Here is a 17279-nt window from a genome sequence, read left to right as displayed (position 1 = left end):
TCACTCATTGTTGAGCCGTGTGTGCGTTCAAATTCGGCGGCAGCATCGGCATCACCTGCTCGCCATCGGCATCCACCCGCCTGACCTGCGCCTCATACAAGCGCCAATAAGCGCCGCGCTTTTCCATCAAGGCATCGTGCGGCCCTTCTTCGACCACCTGGCCGCGGTCCATCACCACCAGCCGGTCGGCCTTGCGCAGCGTCGACAAACGGTGGGCAATCGCAATCGTCGTGCGGCCCTTGACCAAGTTGTCCAGCGCCTTTTGAATCTCTTTCTCGGTCTCGGTATCGACCGAAGACGTGGCCTCATCGAGGATCAGGATGCGCGGGTCGATCAACAGCGCGCGGGCGATCGAGATGCGCTGACGCTCGCCGCCACTCAAGCCCTGACCCCGCTCGCCGACCAGCGAGTCATAGCCCTGCGGCAGCCGCAGAATGAACTCATGCGCGTGAGCGGCGCGGGCGGCGGCGACGATCTCGGCCCGCGTTGCCTCGGGCTTGCCGTAAGCGATGTTCTCGGCAATCGTGCCGAAGAACAAGAACGGCTCCTGCAGCACCAGGCCGATATGACGGCGATAGTCGGCCACGCCGATGCGGCGCAGATCGATCCCGTCGACCCGGATGCTGCCTTCAGTGACGTCATAAAAACGGCAGATCAGGTTGACCAGCGTGCTCTTGCCCGAACCGCTGTGGCCGACCAGACCAATCATTTCGCCCGGCTTGATGTCCAGCGACAAACCACGAATCACCGCCCGATTGCCATAGCGAAAGCCGATGTCCTGGATCTGAATCCCGCCCTTGCAGTTCTGCAGCGGCACCGGGTTGACCGGGTCGGGCACATTCGACTGATGATCAAGGATGTCGAAGATGCGCTTGGCACCGGCGGCCGCTTTTTGCGTCACCGAAACGATACGGCTCATCGAATCCATGCGGCCATAAAAGCGCCCGATATAGGCGATGAAAGCAGTCAGCACACCGACCGTGATCTCCTGCTTGGACACCAGGTAGATGCCGAAGGCCCAGACCACCAGCAGGCCGAACTCGGTCAGCAGCGAGACCGTCGGGCCGAACAGGCTCCAGGTCTTGTTCAGCTTGTCATTGATCTTGAGGTTATTGGCATTGGCGACGCGAAAACGTTCTGCTTCGCGCTTCTCTTGCGCAAAGGCCTTGACCACGCGCACGCCGGGGATGGTGTCGGCCAGCACCGAGGTGACCTCGCCCCAGACCCGGTCGATCTTCTCGAAGCCGGTGCGCAAGCGGTCACGCACCAGATGGATCATCCAGGAGATGAAGGGCAAGGGCACCAAGGTGACCAGCGCCAGCCAGGGGTTGATCGAGAACAGGATCGTCGCCGTCATCAACAGCATCAACACATCGGTGATGAAGTCCAAGGCATGCAGGGACAGAAAAACGCTGATGCGGTCGGTCTCGGAGCCGATCCGCGACATCAAATCGCCGGTGCGCTTGTTGCCGAAATACTCCAGCGACAGGCTCAGCAAATGCTCGAACGTGGCGGTGCGCAGATCGGCGGCAATGCGCTCCGAGGCCAGCGCCAGGATATAGGTCTTGGCCCAACCCAGCAGCCAGGACACCAAGGAGGCACCGAACAAACCGCTCAGGATCAAGGCGACCAGCCAGGGGTCAATCTTGTGGCCGGCCTGGAACGGGATCAAAACCCGGTCCATCAGCGGAATGCTCAGATAGGGCGCCACCAGCGTCGCGCCGGTGGAGCCCAGCATCAGCAAGAAGCCCATCAGGAGCTGCCCTTGGTAGGGCTTGGCGAAACGGGCCAGGCGCAGCAGCACCCAGGTTGACGGCGGCGTATGCAGTTCGCGCGCGCAGGCCGGGCATTCTTCGCTCTCCGGCGGCAGCGGGGCCTGGCAACTCGGGCAATATTCGGCTTCATCGGGCTGAGCCTGCTCTTGCACGCCACCCGACTCAATCCGTCGCGTGAACAAATCCTGCCAACGCTGCGCCTGCAGATTCATTTGCAATGTGAAGCGCCACAGACCCAAGCGCCGCTCGGCATCCAACAACTCCAGCGATCCAACCCCGGCATGGTCCGAGATCTGCATGCGCAAGCCGAAGTTGAGCGGCCAGTCCGACCATTGCGCGCCGGCCGGGTCCCAGGCCAACAAGCGCCGATCGGTCAGGACCAGCAAGCCGCGCGCGAAGCGAGTTTGCGAGTCCAGGTCAACCTCCAGCGGGGCCAGCACGTTTTCGTCCGGCAGCAGTCGCGCTTGGAGTTCGGGCCATCTCGGGTGCTGCAAGGACACTTCAACTGACATGTGATGACGCAATCTATTTTTGGGTCGGCCGCCTCAAACGGGTCGCCGGCAAGGTTCAGGGCCGGATTTTCACTCATCGCCGAGCGGGCGAAGCCGAATTCAAGCGTATTGGCTTCGGCAGCATCGCCAAGCGTTGCATTCGAGACACCAAGGCCGCCCCGCTAAACCGCCCTCAACTGAGCGCACAATTGCGCCAGTTTAAAAAAGCTATCCCATGAATTCGGCCTTGAACCGGCCATCAACCTGCTAGCCATCCATGAGCAAGAAAGAAGACATCAAGCTGCTGCGCATCAATTATTTGCGCGGCCCCAATATGTGGACCTACCGTCCCGTGCTGGAAGTCTGGCTGGACCTGGGCGAGCTTGAAGACTGGCCCACCCATCTGCTGGACGGCTTCACCGACCGCATCACCAAGGCAATGCCGGCGCTGATCGAGCACCATTGCGGTGTCGGTGAGCGCGGCGGCTTTCTGCAGCGTCTGGTCGAAGGCACCTGGTGTGGTCACGTGCTCGAGCACATCGTGATCGAGCTGCTGAACCTGGCCGGCATGCCGACCGGCTTTGGCCAGACCCGCTCGACCAGCCAGCGCGGCGTCTACCGCATGGTGTTCCGCGCGCGCGACGAGCAGGTCGCCCGCAGCGCCTTGGCCGAGGGCCATGCCTTGCTGATGGCGACCATCAACGACGAGCCCTTCGACGTCAATGCCGCAGTGGCGCGTGTGCGCGACAAGCTCGATGACTGCTACCTCGGCCCCTCGACGGCAGCCATCGTCGCCGCCGCCACCGACCGCCGCATCCCGCATATCCGCCTGAACGACGGCAATCTGGTGCAGCTGGGCCACGGTGCGCGCCAGCGCCGCATCTGGACCGCCGAGACCGATATGACCAGCGCGATCGCCGAAGGCATCGCCGGTGACAAGGACCTGACCAAGACCCTCCTCAAGGCCTGCGGCGTGCCGGTGCCCGAGGGCGTCGCGGTCAAGAACGCCGAGGCCGCCTGGGAAGCGGCCGAAGATCTCGGCCTGCCGGTCGTCGTCAAGCCTTCGGACGGCAACCATGGCCGCGGCGTCACGCTGGACCTGAAGACCCGCGTTGATGTGATGGCGGCCTTTGAAGTGGCCGAGCGGCATGGCAGCGAGGTGCTGGTGGAGCGCTATATCCGCGGCAACGAGCACCGCTTATTGGTGGTCGGCGGCCAATTGGTGGCGGCCGCGCGCGGTGAGGTCGCTTATGTGATCGGCGACGGCAAGTCGACGGTGCTGGAACTGGTCGAGTTGCAGATCAACTCCGACCCACGCCGAGGCCTGACCGAAGAGCACCCGCTCAACCGCCTCAATGCCGACAGCGACGGCGTCATCCTGCTCGACCTGGAGCGCCAGGGCCTGAGCATCGCCTCGGTGCCCGAGGCCGGCCGCCAGGTGCTGATTCAGCGCAACGGCAATGTTTCGATTGACTGCACCGCCGAGGTTCACCCCGATGTGGCCCATGCGGTCAGCCTGGCCGCGCGCGTGATCGGCCTGGATATCGCCGGCGTCGATGTAGTGGCGGAGAACATCGGGCGCCCGCTGGCCGAACAAGGCGGCGCCATCGTCGAGGTCAACGCCGGCCCGGGTTTGCTGATGCATCTGAAGCCGGCCGAGGGCATGCCCCAGCCGGTCGGCAAGGCCATCATCGACCATCTGTTTGCCGAGGACGAGAACGGCCGCATCCCCATCGTCGGCGTGGCCGGCTCGCGCGGCACCCACACGATTTCGCGCCTGGTCGCCTGGCTCTTGCATCTGAATGGCCGTCATGTCGGCCTGGCCTGCCGCAATGGCTTGTTCCTCGGCACGCGCCGGGTCGAGCGCAAGAGCAGCGTGCGCTGGGACGCCGCGCATCGCCTGCTGATGAACCGCGGCGTCGATGCGGTGGTGATTGAAAACAGCGCCGCCTCGATCCTGCGCGACGGCCTGTCCTATGACCGCTGCCTGGTCGGCCTGATCACCGATATGGACGGCATCGAGGGCTTGGCCGAATTCGACGTGATGAATCAGGACCAGCTCTACAAGGTCTTGCGCACGCAGGTCGATGTGGTTCTGGGCGACGGCGCGGCCGTGCTCAATGCCGCGGAGCCACTGCTGGTGGAGATGAGCGATCTGTGCGACGGCGAGGTCGTGCTGTACGCGCTGAACGCCGATCTTCCTGCCTTGGTCGAGCACCGGGCGCAGGGCGGCCGGGCGGTCTTCTTGCAAGGCGGCGCGGCGGTGCTGGCGCATGGCCAGTCGGAGACGGTCGGCGCCAATGTCGATGCCTTGTTGCGGCGCTTTGCGGCCGCCGAATCGGCCGGCGAGGCGGAGATTGATGCCGCCACCGTGCTGGGCGCCGTCGCCACCGCCTGGGCCTTGAACATTTCGCCCGAGTTGATCTCGGCCGGCCTGGATACCTTTGTGCCCGATCTGGCCGCCTGAACTTGCCGACAAGTCCGGCGACCCTACAAACTTTATAGAGCATCGAGGAAGACCAAACATGGAAGTCTCTCGCACCCGCGCCCTGCGCGGCCCGAATATGTGGAGCCGCCACACGGCCATCGAAGCCGTCGTGCATTGCAGCCCGGCCGAACAGTCGATCGCCGAAATGCCCGATTTCGAAGCCCGCCTGCGCGCGCTATTCCCCAGCATCGGCGCCCTGCGGCCGGCCAGCGCCAGCCGCACGCCGGTCTCGCTCGCCCATGTGCTGGAGCAAGCCACCTTGGCGCTGCAGGCGCAGGCCGGCTGCCCGGTGACCTTCAGCCAGACTCACATCACCTCGGAGGCCGGCAGCTATCAGGTGGTGGTCGAGTACAGCGAAGAGGATGTCGGCCGACTCGCTTTTGAGGAAGCCTGCAAGCTGGTCGAAGCGGCCCGCGACGGCGGCGCTTTTGATGCCGATGCGACCTTGGCCAAGCTGCGCGAGATGGACGAAGACGTGCGTCTCGGCCCCTCGACCGGCTCCATCGTCAACGCCGCGCTGGCTCGTGGCGTGCCCTACCGCCGCCTGACCCAAGGCAGCCTGGTGCAGTTCGGGTGGGGCGCCAAGCAGCGCCGCATCTGGGCGGCCGAGGTCGACGCGACCAGCGCCGTCAGCGAATCGATCGCGCAGGACAAAGACCTGTCCAAACGCCTGCTGCAATCGGCCGGTGTGCCGGTGCCCATCGGCGCTCCGGTCGACTCGGTCGACGAGGCCTGGGCAGTGGCCGAAGAGATCGGCCTGCCGGTCGTCGTCAAGCCACTCGATGGCAACCAGGGCAAGGGCGTGACGGTCAATGTCGTCACCCGCGAGCATATGGAGATTGCCTACAAGGCCGCCGAAGACATCGGCCAGGTGATGGTGGAGAAGTTCCTGCCGGGCAGCGACTACCGGCTCCTGGTGGTCGGCGACAAGCTGATTGCCGCCGCCCGCCGCGACCCGCCACATGTGATCGGTGACGGCAAGCTGACCGTCAAGCAATTGGTCGACAAGGTCAACGCCGACCCCAAGCGCGGCGACGGCCATGCCACCTCGCTGACCAAGATCCGCTTCGACGACATCGCCGTCGCGCGCCTGGTGCAGCAAGACCTGAGCCCCGACTCGGTCCCGCCAAAGGGCCAACGCGTGATCCTGCGCAACAACGCCAATCTGTCCACCGGCGGCACCGCCACCGATGTCACCGATGACGTTCACCCCGAAGTGGCGGCGCGTGCGATCGCCGCCGCGCAAGTGGTCGGCCTGCATGTCTGCGGCGTCGACGTGGTGGCTGAGAGCGTGCTGCGGCCACTGGAAGAGATCAGCGGCGGCGTCGTCGAGGTCAACGCCGCGCCCGGTCTGCGCATGCACCTGAGCCCCAGCTATGGCAAGGGCCGCAATGTCGGCGAGGCCATCATCTCGCACCTCTATGGCCATGGCCACAAGAGCGAGGACGGCCGCATTCCGGTCGTCGCCGTCACCGGCACAAATGGCAAGACCACGACCTCGCGCTTGATCGCGCATCTGTTCGCGACCTGCGGGCTCAAGGTCGGCATGACCAATACCGACGGCGTCTATGTCGACGGCCGCCAGATCGACAGCGGCGATTGCTCGGGCCCGAAAAGCGCCCGCAATGTGCTGATGCACCCGGACGTCGAAGCTGCGGTGTTTGAGACCGCGCGTGGCGGTGTGCTGCGTGAAGGCCTGGGTTTCGATCGCTGCCAAGTGGCGGTCGTCACCAATCTTGGCGCCGGCGATCATCTGGGCATGAACTTCCTCAACACGGTGGAAGAACTCGCGCTGGTCAAACGCGTGATCGTGCAGAACGTCGCCGCTTCGGGCTATGCGGTCTTGAACGCCGCCGACCCGGTGGTGGCCAAGATGGCCGAGGCCTGCCCGGGCCAGATCATCTTCTTTGCCACCGACAGGCACCACCCGCTGATGGCCACGCACCGTGCCCAGGGCAAGCGCTGCGTCTATATCGACGGCGACATGCTGGTGGCGGCGCAAGGCTCATGGCGCGAGAACATTGCGCTGCGCGACATCCCGATCACGCGCAATGGCGCGATTGGCTTCCAGGTCGAAAACGCGATGGCCTCGGTCGCCGCGGCCTGGGGCATCGGCCTGGACTGGGACACCGTGCGCCGTGGTCTGGCCAGCTTCGCCAATGACGCCGACAACGCGCCCGGCCGCTTCAATGTGATGGACTACCGGGGGGCGACCGTGATTGCCGACTACGGCCATAACGCCGACGCGATGCGGGCCCTGGTCAGCGCAGTGACGGCGCTGCCCGGCAAGCGCCGCTCGGTCGTCATCAGTGGCGCCGGTGACCGCCGCGACGAAGACATCCGCGAGCAAACCGTCATCCTCGGCACCGCCTTCGATGATGTGTTCTTGTTCGAAGACGCCTGTCAGCGCGGCCGCGCCGACGGCGAGGTGATGGCCTTGCTGCGCGAGGGCCTGGTGGGTGCCGAGCGCACCAGCTTCATCGATGAGATTCGCGGCGAATTCATCGCCATCGACAAGGCCTTGGCGCGATTACAGCCGGGTGATTTGTGTCTGGTGCTGGTCGATCAAGTCGAAGAGGCCTTGGCGCATTTGGCCAAGCGGATCGCGGAAGGCTGACATTCTCTCTGAGCTCAAAAAAAGGCGCTGAGTTCAGCGCCTTTTTAACTTCAGCTAGCAAATTCAGCTGCCCGCCACCACCCCATGCGCCTGCTGGTCGGCGTGGTAGCTGGAGCGCACCATCGCGCCGACAGCCGCGTGGCTGAAGCCCATCTTGTAGGCTTCTTCCTCGAACATCTTGAAGGTGTCCGGGTGCACATAGCGGCGCACCGGCAGGTGGTGGCCACTCGGGGCCAGATATTGGCCGATGGTCAACATATCGATATTGTGGGCGCGCATATCGCGCATCACCTGCAGGATCTCTTCGTCGGTTTCGCCCAGGCCCACCATGATGCCGCTCTTGGTCGGCACGCCCGGCACCGCCGCCTTGAAGTTCTTCAACAGATCGAGGCTGAACTGGTAGTCGGAACCCGGGCGCGCTTCCTTGTACAGGCGCGGCGCGGTTTCCAGATTGTGGTTCATCACATCCGGCGGCGCGGCCTTGAGGATGTCCAGCGCGCGGTCAGCACGGCCGCGGAAGTCGGGCACCAACACTTCGATTTGCGTCATAGGACTGAGTTCGCGCACCTGGCGGATGCACTCAGCGAAATGGCCGGCGCCGCCGTCGCGCAAGTCGTCACGGTCGACGCTGGTGATGACGACATATTTGAGCTTCAAGGCTGCGATCGTCTTGGCCAGATTGAGCGGCTCGGCCTCGTCCAGCGGATCGGGCCGGCCATGGCCGACATCGCAAAACGGGCAACGCCGGGTGCATTTGTCGCCCATGATCATGAAGGTGGCCGTGCCCTTGCCGAAGCATTCGCCGATATTCGGGCAGGAGGCTTCTTCGCAGACGGTGTGCAGCTTGTGCTCGCGCAGGATCTGCTTGATTTCGTAGAAGCGGGTCGACGGCGAGCCGGCCTTGACGCGAATCCAGTCGGGCTTCTTCAGGGTTTCGGCCGGCACGATCTTGATCGGGATTCGGGCGGTCTTGGCCTGCGATTTTTGTTTGGCGCTGGCGTCATACGCCTCGCCCGTCTTCGCTTCGTGAGTGATGTTCTCGGTCGCCATGCCAGCCAAACTCCATGCTTGTTCAGCGCTCCAGCTGGGCTTGTAGCCGCTCCCCGAAGCGCTCGGCCACAGTCGGCCAATCCGCAAAAACCCCAAGTGTAACGAGGTCCACCGTCGCCAAGCCTGCGTAACCACAAGGGTTGATGCCGGCAAAGGGCTGCAAATCCATAGACACATTCAAGGCGACGCCGTGGTAGGTGCAATGGCGGCTGACCTTGATGCCGAGTGCGGCGACCTTGCCCAAGCCCGCGAAAGGATTGAGCGGATCGACCGGGCCGGTCAGCGCCGCGTGGCTGTGCGGGTCATCCAAACGCACATAAATGCCCGGCGCGCCGGCGACGCGGTGGCCGGTGATGCCGTAGACTTCCAGCGTTTGGATCACCGCCGACTCAAGCCGGAACACATACTCGCGCACAAAGTAGCCGAGCCGCTGCAGATTCAGCAGCGGATAGGCCACGACCTGCCCGGGGCCGTGATAAGTGACCTGACCGCCGCGGTTGGTCTGCACGACCGGAATGCCAGCGGCCTGCAGCACATGGTCGGCGCGGCCGGCAAGGCCTTGGGTATAGGTGGGTGGGTGCTCGCACAGCCACAGCTCATCGGCGGCATCGGGGCCGCGCGTCTCGGTGAAGGCTCGCATGGCCTCGACGGTCGGTTCGTAATCAACACGACCTAGGTTTTTCACAACAATCATGGGCGAATATTAGCGCCCGACTGTAAGGGCAGTGAAAACCGGGCCGACTCAGACTGAGTTAACGTTGCCGCCCAAACGCCAAGGAAACCCATGACCATTCGCCTTCAGTCCTCTTTTGCAGCAACCCTCCTGTGGGCGGCGCTGGTCGGCAGTCCTTTACGGGCCGAGACGGTAGCGACGCCACTGGAGCAGGCTGTCGCGGCCTATGAGGCCGGCGACCTGAAGGCAGCAGCGCGCAGCTTCACCGCGCTCTCGGCCAAACGAGAACCCCTGGCCGACTACAACCTGGCGATGATGCATTTGCGCGCCGAGTTGCCCAAACCGAATCCGCGCGAGGCCAAGCGTCTGCTGGAACGCGCCGCCGCCAAGGGTCTGGTGCGCGCCGAGCTGGCGCTGGGCCAACTGTACGAGCAAGGCCTGTTGGGCAAACCCGAACTGGCCACTTCGACGGTCTGGTATGCCCGCGCGGCCGAGCATGGCAGCGTCGACGCACAAGTGGCGCTGGCCACCGCCTATTACCTGGGTCGGGGCGCGGCGCTGGACATGAAACAGGCGGCGCGCTGGTTCCGTGAAGCGGCCAATGCCGGCGATGTTGGCGCGCAATACCTGCTCGCCTCGATGTATGAAACGGGGCTGGGCCTGCCGGTCGATTTGCGCCTGGCGCGCTATTGGTACGACATCGCCGCCCGCAATGGCGACGAAGCGGCGCCGAGCAAGCTGATCGAGTTGGATCAGCGACTGGCGCTGGAGCCAACGACCTGAAGCGCCTGGCTTAAAGGACGATCTTCACCATCGGATGCGTACTCAGCGTCCGATAAAGCTCGTCCAGCTGCTCGCGGCTGGTCGCCGTCACGGTGATGGTCAGGCCCAGATAGTTGCCGGCCTTGCTGGGCCTGCGTTCGATGGTCTGCTCATCAAACTCGGAATCGAACTGCCGCGCCACCATCACGATGGCCTCGACAAAACCTTCCACGTGCGACCCCATCACCTTGATCGGGAACTTGGATGGGTACTCGATCAGCGACTGCTCGGGCGGAATGTCGGGCGGTAAATTCATCGGGGGCAAATTACTCATGGCTCATTCAAATGGATTGCAATAACTTGGCACGCTGGTAGGCCTCGTACAGCCGCGCGTAAACCGGGCCGGGCTTGCCATGCAGAGCGCCATGGCCAACCGCTTGGTGATCCAGCGTCGTCACCGGCAGCACCTCCTTGGTGGCCGAACTGAGGATGATTTCATCGGCGGAAAATAGATCAGCCTCTGAGATCGGCCGCAGCTTGTAGCCAATGCCCATCTCTTCGCACAACTCCTTCAACAGCTCGACCCGAATCCCCTCCAACACATGCTCGCTCCTGGGTGGCCCCAGCAAGGCGCCTTCCTTGACGATCCAGACATTGGAGGACGAAGCCTCGGTCAGGAAGCCATCGCGCAGAAGAATGGTCTCGGCCACACCTTGATCGGCCGAAATCTGCCGCGCCAGCACATTGCCGAGCAGCGAAGTGCTCTTGATGTCGCCGCGCTCCCAGCGGAAGTCGCGTGCGCTGATACAAGCCACGCCGTGATGGCGCTCGTCCGCCGAGATTGGCTTGGCCGGGATGCTGTAGGCGAACAAGGTCGGCTTGATATGGCTCGGCATTACATGGTTGCGCGGCGCCACGCCTCGTGTCACTTGGCAATATACCCATTGATCATCGGCCTCCACCTTGGACACCAGCTTGCGGGCAATGTCCAACCACTCGGCACGCAACAGCGGGCTGGCAATGCGCAGCTTGGCCATGCTGCGCTCGAAGCGGTCCATATGACTCTCGAAACGAAACAACAGCCGGTCATAGACCGGCAGCATTTCATAAACGCCATCACCAAAGATGAAACCCCGGTCCATCACCGAGATCTTGGCCTCCGCCAAGGGCGTGTACTCACCGTTCAAATAGCAAAAGACATCGGGTAATGCGTTATTCATGCTGCTCTCCTGATCCGCCCAAAGCTTGGTTCCGCGCCGCCCTGTTTGCTCACTTGATCCAGAGTCGGATCGCATCCCAAGCGCGGCCAAAAATCCCCGCCATGGGCACCGCCTCTTGCACCACCAAGGGCACCTCGGCCACGGCAGCACCGGTCGCCGTGGTGACCTTCAGCGTTCCAACACGCTGACCCTTGGTCAGCGGCGCGACCAGCGGGTCGGTGCGCTCGACCTTGGTCTGCAACTTGCCGCCTTCACCGCGTGGCACCGCCACAAACACCGGTCCGCTCGCACCCAGCTTCGCTTCTGGGACAGCACCTTTCCACACCGGCACGGTATTGATCGCCTGGCCGTTGTCAAATAAACGCACCGCGTCGAAGGCCGAATAGCCCCAGTTCAGCAGCTTCTGGCTTTCGCTGGCGCGGGCTTCCTTGGAGGCCGTACCCATCACCACACTCAGCAAACGGCGCTTGCCATTGGGGAATTCACGCTGCGCACTGGCCACCAGGCAGTAGCCGGCCGCCTCGGTATAGCCGGTCTTCATGCCGTCGACGCTGGGGTCGCGGCGCAGCAGCAGATTGCGGTTGTCTTGGCGAATCTTGTTGAAGGTGAAGTCGCGCTGCGAGTAATAGGCATAAAACTCGGGGAAGTCACGAATCAGGTTGGAGCCGATGACGGACAGATCGCGTGCACTGCTGCGATGTCCCGGTTCGGTCATGCCGGTGACGTTCTTGAACTCGGTATTCTTCAAGCCCCAGGCCTGCGCCTGGCGATTCATCATCGCCACGAATTGCTCCACCGTGCCACCCACACCTTCGGCCAAGGCGACCGACGCATCATTGCCGGACTGGATGATCATGCCGCGCAGCAACTCATCCACCTTGGGCGTCATCGTCGTGTCGATGAACATAAAAGACGGATCGCCCTTGCGCTCATCCCAGGCTCGCTTGGAGATCGTCAGGGTCTGGTCCAGCGTCAGGCGTTTGTCGCGCAGCGCGCCGAACACCACATAGGCGGTCATCAGCTTGGTCAGTGAGGCCGGGTCGTTAGGGGTGTCGGCATCGCGCTCGGTCAAGACCTTGTTGGCCGTCATGTCCAGCAGCAAGAAGCTGCGGGCGGCAACCTCGGGCGGTTGAGGCGCCTGAGCGTGAACAGAAAACGCGCCGGCAGCGGCCAGCACAAAGACAATCAATCGTTTCATCAGGGGGTCTCGAACACCAGGGGGAAGAATCAAATCTGCAAAGTCTGCCAATTGCGCACAATGATGTTTTTGAGCAGCGGCAACTGGCCATGGAAAAAATGCCCGACACCTGGCACGACGACAACCGGGAGCGCTTGTGGCCGCGCCCAGTCGAGCACCGAGGCAAGCGGCACCACATCGTCGACCTCACCGTGTATCACCAACGTTTCGGCGGGCACCGGCGCGGTATCGAATCGGCTGGTCGCCGGGCCGACCAGCACCAAGCGCTCGGCCGCAAGTCCTTCGGGCAAGCGCCTCGCGGCTTGCGAGGTAATAAAAGCACCAAAGGAAAACCCTGCCAGCACAAAAGTTTCGCCAGGGTCTCGCAAAGCGGCCAGCACGGCCAAAGCATCTTCAATCTCGCCCTGGCCTGCATCCCAGCCGCCTTCGGACTTGCCGATGCCGCGAAAATTAAAGCGCACCGAGCGGTAACCTAACTGGACAAAGGCACGGGCCAGGGTCTGCACCACCTTGTTGTCCATGGTGCCGCCCTGGGTCGGGTTGGGGTGGCAAACCAGGGCCATGCCGCGCAGTCGGCCTTCAAAAGAGTCGGGCGGCGTGTCGATCGCAACTTCGATCAAGCCGGCAGGGCCGGCGATCAGCCGCTTCTCGGTTTGAGAATTCATCGTCTACAGACCCACGTCATCGGGCAAGACCAGGCGCTCCACGACCTGGCCATTTTTCAAATGTTTGTCGACGATTTCATCGATGTCGCTGTTGTCGACATAGCTGTACCAGATCGCATCCGGGTAGACCACAGCCACCGGCCCGCCGGCGCAGCGATGCAGGCAACCGGCCTTGTTGACCCGCACCCCGCCGACATCGGCCAAGCCCAACTCGCGAACCCTGGATTTACAGTGATCGAAACCTGCTTGGGCGTCATGTTGAGCGCAGCTGTTTTTGCCGCTCTCGCGCTCATTCAAGCAGAAGAAGATGTGGCGTTCAAAATAACTCATGCCCCCATTGTAGGGAGGGCCGGCATTTCAGAGCTTGCGCCTGGCCATTAAGTTGAGCAGACAGGCCACCGCCGCAAATGGCCACACCCAGCCAATCCACTCCGCCAGCCCATAGAGATTGATGAAACGCCCCTGCTCCCAAGTCTGCAAGCGCTGCACCAGATAGGGGTCGGCCGGCGTTTGGCTGACCAGAGCAATCAGCGCGCTCAGCACCAGCAAGCCCAAGCCGGCGCAAACCAAGCGCGGCAAAAACGTTGCCAGCAAACCAAGCATCAGACCCAAGACCAAGCCCGGCCAAGTTGCCAGCGTCAACCAGCCCCAGGCGTTGTGTGGACCGAAATTCAGCCCGGTCGACAGTGCAGTGACCAAGACACCTAATGCGGCAAGCACCAGCACCAGACCGCCCCGGCGCCTGCCCGGCAGCGCGACCGACAGCGCCAGCAAGCAAGGCGCCAACAGCCCCAGCGCAATTGCAATCGCCTCCAGGCCCGGCGGCAAGGCGCGCGCGGCGTCTAGCCAGTCATCTGCCCATTGCAGCGCCCAGGGTGTGTTGTCCAGCAACTCGACGGCGGTTTCCTGCAAATGCGGCAGCCAACGGCCAAGCCCAAGTGGCACCGAGGTCGGAAACAATAGGCCAATCGGCCAAAGTGCCAGCAGCGCCAAGGCGGCTGCGCTGTGCGGCTGAAACCAATACTCGCGCAAATCATGCCAGCGCCGCAGGCCGCCAAACGCGTGCAGGACCAGGCCCAGAATGAGTCCGACCCAGGCGCCAAGCGAGTTAAGCAGCCAATCCGCCAGCGAGGGCACGCGCGAAGGCAAAAAAAACTGCACCGTCTCCAGCACATAGGAAAGCAAGGGCGCCGGCAGCAGGCCAAGCGCGATGGCCCAGCCTAGCCCCAAGCCACTGCGCATGCCGGCCGCAAAACCCAGCAGGCCAATCGGCATGTAGCCGATCAAATTCAACTGCTGATCGAAGGCCCCGAAATATTTAGGCCAGGGCAGGCGCCACAAGCTATCCAGCGGCACAGCCGGCGGCAAGACCCATGGCCCAAACGGATACAAGCTCGCATAGACGATCAAGCAGGCATAGGCCAGCAGCAACCAGGTGGCGGAACTCTGCCGGCGCGTCATGAACTGATCGTCTAGAAGGGCTTGACCACCACCAAGATCACGATGGCAGCGAACAGCAAAACAGACATCTCATTGAAGATGCGGAACCATCGGTGGCTGCGCCGGTTTGCCAGCAACTCGAAGTTGCGCAATATGCTTTTGCAGAAATGGTGGTAACCGATCACGCCGACGACAAGGGCGAGCTTCAGGTGCAGCCAGCCGCGATTGAAGCCGCCGAAGTTGTCCAGCCACAGCCACAAACCCAGGCCAAGCGCCGGAATCATCAGCAAGCTCATGAAACGGTAGAGCTTGTGTGCCATCAGCAGCAGACGCTCGCGTTCGGCGTGACTCTCCTGGGGCACCATGGCCAGATTGACGAAGATTCGCGGCATATAAAACAAGCCGGCGAACCAACTGGCGACGAAAACGATGTGAAAGGCTTTGATCCAGAGCATCTGGGCATTATGCGGGCGCGGCGGCGACGGCACAGAGAAGGCCGCGCTCCGAGACCCTTGTTTGCAAATGAAGTGAAACCGGCAAAAGCGGGCAAAAGCGGGCAAAAAAAAGCCCCGGCTATCGAGCCGGGGCGAGAAAGCCTTTTCGCTGTCATCACGCAAAGGCTCCTGCTCAGGGAGGAAAAGCAGGGGACGACCACCTTGCGGCTATCATCCGGTGTGAATATTAACAGAATCTTCATAACTCTGTCGTCAAGAGTTGTGGTTTAGTTTGCGCAAATCATCACTTAAGTTGTGGTTTGATCGTTTTTTGCTTCGGAGAAAAGCCCTTGTCTCGCTCAACGCCATTTCCAGCTCAGTTTCCAGCCAGTCGCCCTCGCCGCTTACGCCGCGACGCATTTACCCGTGCCTTGGTGCGCGAACATGCCCTCGGCGCCAATGACTTGATCCTGCCGGTGTTTGTGCACGAAGGGATAGACAAGGTCGAACCGGTGCTGTCGATGCCGGGTGTGGCACGACTGAGTCTGGACCGCTTGATGGCCGTAGCCGAAGAATGCGTGGCGCTGGGCATCCCGGTGATGGCGCTGTTCCCGGTGATCGACGCCTCGCTGAAAACCCCGGATGGCAGCGAAGCGGCCAACCCGGACGGCCTGGTGCCCCGCGTCGTGCGCGCCTTGAAGGCAAAGTTCCCCGACCTGGGCGTTTTGACCGACGTCGCGCTCGACCCCTTCACCAGCCACGGCCAGGACGGCGTGCTGGACGAGACCGGCTACATCATCAATGACCGCACGGTGGAGATGCTGTGCGCCCAAGCCTTGGTGCAGGCCGAAGCCGGCGTCGACATCGTCGCGCCCAGCGACATGATGGACGGCAGAATCGGTGCAATCCGCCAGGCCTTGGAGTCGCAGGGCCATATACACACCCGCATCATGGCCTATAGCGCCAAGTACGCCAGCGCCTTCTACGGCCCCTTTCGCGACGCCGTCGGCTCGGCCGGCAATCTCGGCAAGGCCGACAAAAAGACCTATCAGATGGATCCGGGCAATAGCGACGAGGCGCTGCGCGAGGTGGCGCTGGACATCGCCGAGGGCGCCGATATGGTGATGGTCAAGCCCGGCATGCCTTATCTGGACATCGTGCGCCGGGTCAAGGATGAGTTTCGCGTGCCGACCTTCGCCTATCAGGTCAGTGGCGAGTACGCGATGCTCAAAGCGGCGGCGGCGAACGGCTGGCTCGACCATGATGCGGTGATGATGGAGTCGCTCTTGGCCTTCAAGCGCGCCGGCGCCGACGGCATCCTGACTTACTTCGCCCTTGAGGCGGCGCGTCTGATGAAGCAGCGCTGATGCGGTTTTTCCACATTCGCGGCGATCAGTTCACCGAACTGGGGCAGTTGCCGGCCGATCTGCCGGCAGAAGGCTATTTGTGGCTGACCTATGGTCGGCGCGAGTTCGAGCTGCACTATTTGGACGCGCAACTCGGCCTGCAACGATGGGGCTGCGGCCAACTGGTTGACCTTCATGTCGCCGACCTGATCAACAACCAGTTGCCTTCGCATTTCGACTACACGTCGTGGTACGACATGCTGATTTTCCGGCGGCTGGCGGCCAAGCCGGGCAGCGAGGAGTTATTTGTAGATGATCAGCATGGCACGCTGGCCAGTGCGCAACAAGCGCTGCGCGCGATCGACACCAGTCCGGTCGGTTTCGCGGTGTTTGACCGCGTGCTGCTGAGCGTGCATCCGACCGATTGCGCGGTGCGCGACTACTTTGCCCAAAAGCTCGGCGCCTTGACCGAGGGCCGCGATCTGCGCGGCAGTTCGCGCCTGCCCAATAGCTCGGCCGAGCTGATGCTGCGCATGGTCAACCATATGGTGGACAGCTATCTGGACCTGCGCCGCTTGCTGACGCGGCAAATGCAGACCGTGCAGCATGCGCTGATGGACTCGCAGCGTGAGTTCCACGAATGGCCGCTGCTGCTGGAATCGCGCGACGCGCTGCACAGGTTAGAGGACACCTGCGAGGACCAGCGCAGTGCGATGCAGGAGTGGATAGATGTGCTGGACGACTGGCCGGCCACGCAGGACAGCGCCGCGCTGCGCGAGCGCGAGCTGCTGCGCGTGCGCTCGCGTGATGTGCTGGAGCATATCGAGCGGGTATTGACCCATGTGCGGAGGATGGAATCTTCGTCGGAATCGGCGGTGCAGATGCATTTCTCGGCACTCGGCCACCGCACCAATAACATCATGCGGACGCTGACCGTGCTGACGGCAATCTTCCTGCCGCTGAACCTGATCACCGGCATCTTCGGCATGAATTTCGACACCCTGCCCCTGATTCACCGCGCCACCGGCGTCTGGATCGCCTTGGGTGTGATGGGATTCACCGCGATCTTCCTGGGTGGTTTCTTCTGGCGCAAGCGCTACCTGGGTACGCGCCGATAATT

Annotated in this window: 15 protein-coding genes; 5 read left to right on the top strand and 10 right to left on the bottom strand. The window is 62.9% G+C overall.

Translation table 11 applies throughout. The features are described 5' to 3' along the window. Nucleotides 1–4: 4 nt before the first annotated feature. Nucleotides 5–2299: a cyanophycin metabolism-associated ABC transporter gene (locus LNV07_RS16720; protein ID WP_458296243.1), complete on the bottom strand. Its 2295-nt coding sequence runs from the start codon at nt 2297–2299 to the stop codon at nt 5–7. Nucleotides 2300–2543: 244 nt separating this feature from the next. On the opposite strand from LNV07_RS16720, the gene LNV07_RS16715 reads away from it, so the two are divergent. Together LNV07_RS16715 and cphA are read left to right on the top strand one after the other, a co-directional pair. After that, nucleotides 2544–4733 carry a cyanophycin synthetase gene (locus tag LNV07_RS16715; RefSeq protein ID WP_263572297.1) on the top strand — a complete coding sequence of 730 codons (2190 nt, stop codon included), beginning with the start codon at nt 2544–2546 and terminating at the stop codon, nt 4731–4733. Nucleotides 4734–4791: 58 nt separating this feature from the next. Continuing rightward, on the top strand, nt 4792–7371 hold the full coding sequence (gene cphA, locus LNV07_RS16710; protein WP_263572296.1) for a cyanophycin synthetase: 2580 nt from the start codon (nt 4792–4794) through the stop codon (nt 7369–7371). 63 nt (nt 7372–7434) lie between these two features. Here the strand turns inward: cphA and lipA are convergent, their stop codons facing one another. Together lipA and lipB are read right to left on the bottom strand one after the other, a co-directional pair. Continuing rightward, nucleotides 7435–8421: a lipoyl synthase gene (gene lipA / locus LNV07_RS16705; RefSeq protein WP_263572295.1), complete on the bottom strand. Its 987-nt coding sequence runs from the start codon at nt 8419–8421 to the stop codon at nt 7435–7437. A 22-nt stretch (nt 8422–8443) separates the two neighbouring features. Continuing rightward, nucleotides 8444–9115, bottom strand: a complete 672-nt coding sequence (gene lipB, locus LNV07_RS16700; protein WP_263572294.1) for a lipoyl(octanoyl) transferase LipB — start codon at nt 9113–9115, stop codon at nt 8444–8446. Nucleotides 9116–9205: 90 nt separating this feature from the next. Here lipB and LNV07_RS16695 point away from each other — a divergent pair, with 90 nt between their 5' ends. Next, on the top strand, nt 9206–9877 hold the full coding sequence (locus LNV07_RS16695; RefSeq protein ID WP_263572293.1) for a tetratricopeptide repeat protein: 672 nt from the start codon (nt 9206–9208) through the stop codon (nt 9875–9877). Between the two features lie 10 nt (nt 9878–9887). Here LNV07_RS16695 and LNV07_RS16690 read toward each other — a convergent pair whose 3' ends face one another. From LNV07_RS16690 to LNV07_RS16660, 7 genes are read right to left on the bottom strand one after another with little or no spacing between them, the layout of a single operon-like run. After that, a complete protein-coding gene (locus LNV07_RS16690) occupies nt 9888–10190 on the bottom strand; it encodes a DUF493 family protein (protein ID WP_263572292.1) in 303 nt (100 codons plus the stop codon). Nucleotides 10191–10197: 7 nt separating this feature from the next. Then, nucleotides 10198–11076 (bottom strand): D-amino acid aminotransferase, encoded by an 879-nt coding sequence (locus LNV07_RS16685; RefSeq protein WP_263572291.1) that lies wholly within the window; start codon nt 11074–11076, stop codon nt 10198–10200. Between the two features lie 49 nt (nt 11077–11125). Then, nucleotides 11126–12274 (bottom strand): D-alanyl-D-alanine carboxypeptidase family protein, encoded by a 1149-nt coding sequence (locus LNV07_RS16680; protein WP_263572290.1) that lies wholly within the window; start codon nt 12272–12274, stop codon nt 11126–11128. Nucleotides 12275–12303: 29 nt separating this feature from the next. After that, nucleotides 12304–12939: an alpha/beta hydrolase gene (locus tag LNV07_RS16675; RefSeq protein ID WP_263572289.1), complete on the bottom strand. Its 636-nt coding sequence runs from the start codon at nt 12937–12939 to the stop codon at nt 12304–12306. Nucleotides 12940–12942: 3 nt separating this feature from the next. Further along, nucleotides 12943–13269: a (2Fe-2S) ferredoxin domain-containing protein gene (locus LNV07_RS16670; RefSeq protein ID WP_263572288.1), complete on the bottom strand. Its 327-nt coding sequence runs from the start codon at nt 13267–13269 to the stop codon at nt 12943–12945. Nucleotides 13270–13296: 27 nt separating this feature from the next. After that, complete coding sequence (locus tag LNV07_RS16665; protein WP_263572287.1) at nt 13297–14400, bottom strand: VanZ family protein; 1104 nt, start codon at nt 14398–14400, stop codon at nt 13297–13299. 11 nt (nt 14401–14411) lie between these two features. Further along, nucleotides 14412–14834, bottom strand: coding sequence for a CopD family protein (locus LNV07_RS16660; RefSeq protein ID WP_263572286.1), 423 nt, complete (start codon nt 14832–14834; stop codon nt 14412–14414). Nucleotides 14835–15163: 329 nt separating this feature from the next. Here LNV07_RS16660 and hemB point away from each other — a divergent pair, with 329 nt between their 5' ends. Continuing rightward, a complete protein-coding gene (hemB, locus tag LNV07_RS16655) occupies nt 15164–16180 on the top strand; it encodes a porphobilinogen synthase (RefSeq protein ID WP_263572285.1) in 1017 nt (338 codons plus the stop codon). After that, nucleotides 16180–17277: a magnesium transporter CorA family protein gene (locus LNV07_RS16650; RefSeq protein ID WP_263572284.1), complete on the top strand. Its 1098-nt coding sequence runs from the start codon at nt 16180–16182 to the stop codon at nt 17275–17277. Before hemB ends, LNV07_RS16650 begins: the two co-directional genes overlap by 1 nt. Nucleotides 17278–17279: the final 2 nt, after the last annotated feature.

The organism is Roseateles oligotrophus (assembly GCF_025717515.1).
In the GTDB taxonomy this organism is placed as follows: Bacteria; Pseudomonadota; Gammaproteobacteria; order Burkholderiales; family Burkholderiaceae_C; genus Paucibacter_A; species Paucibacter_A oligotrophus.
The sequence above is the reverse complement of the archived record's forward strand: the minus strand, read 5'-3'. Positions and strand labels throughout refer to the sequence as shown.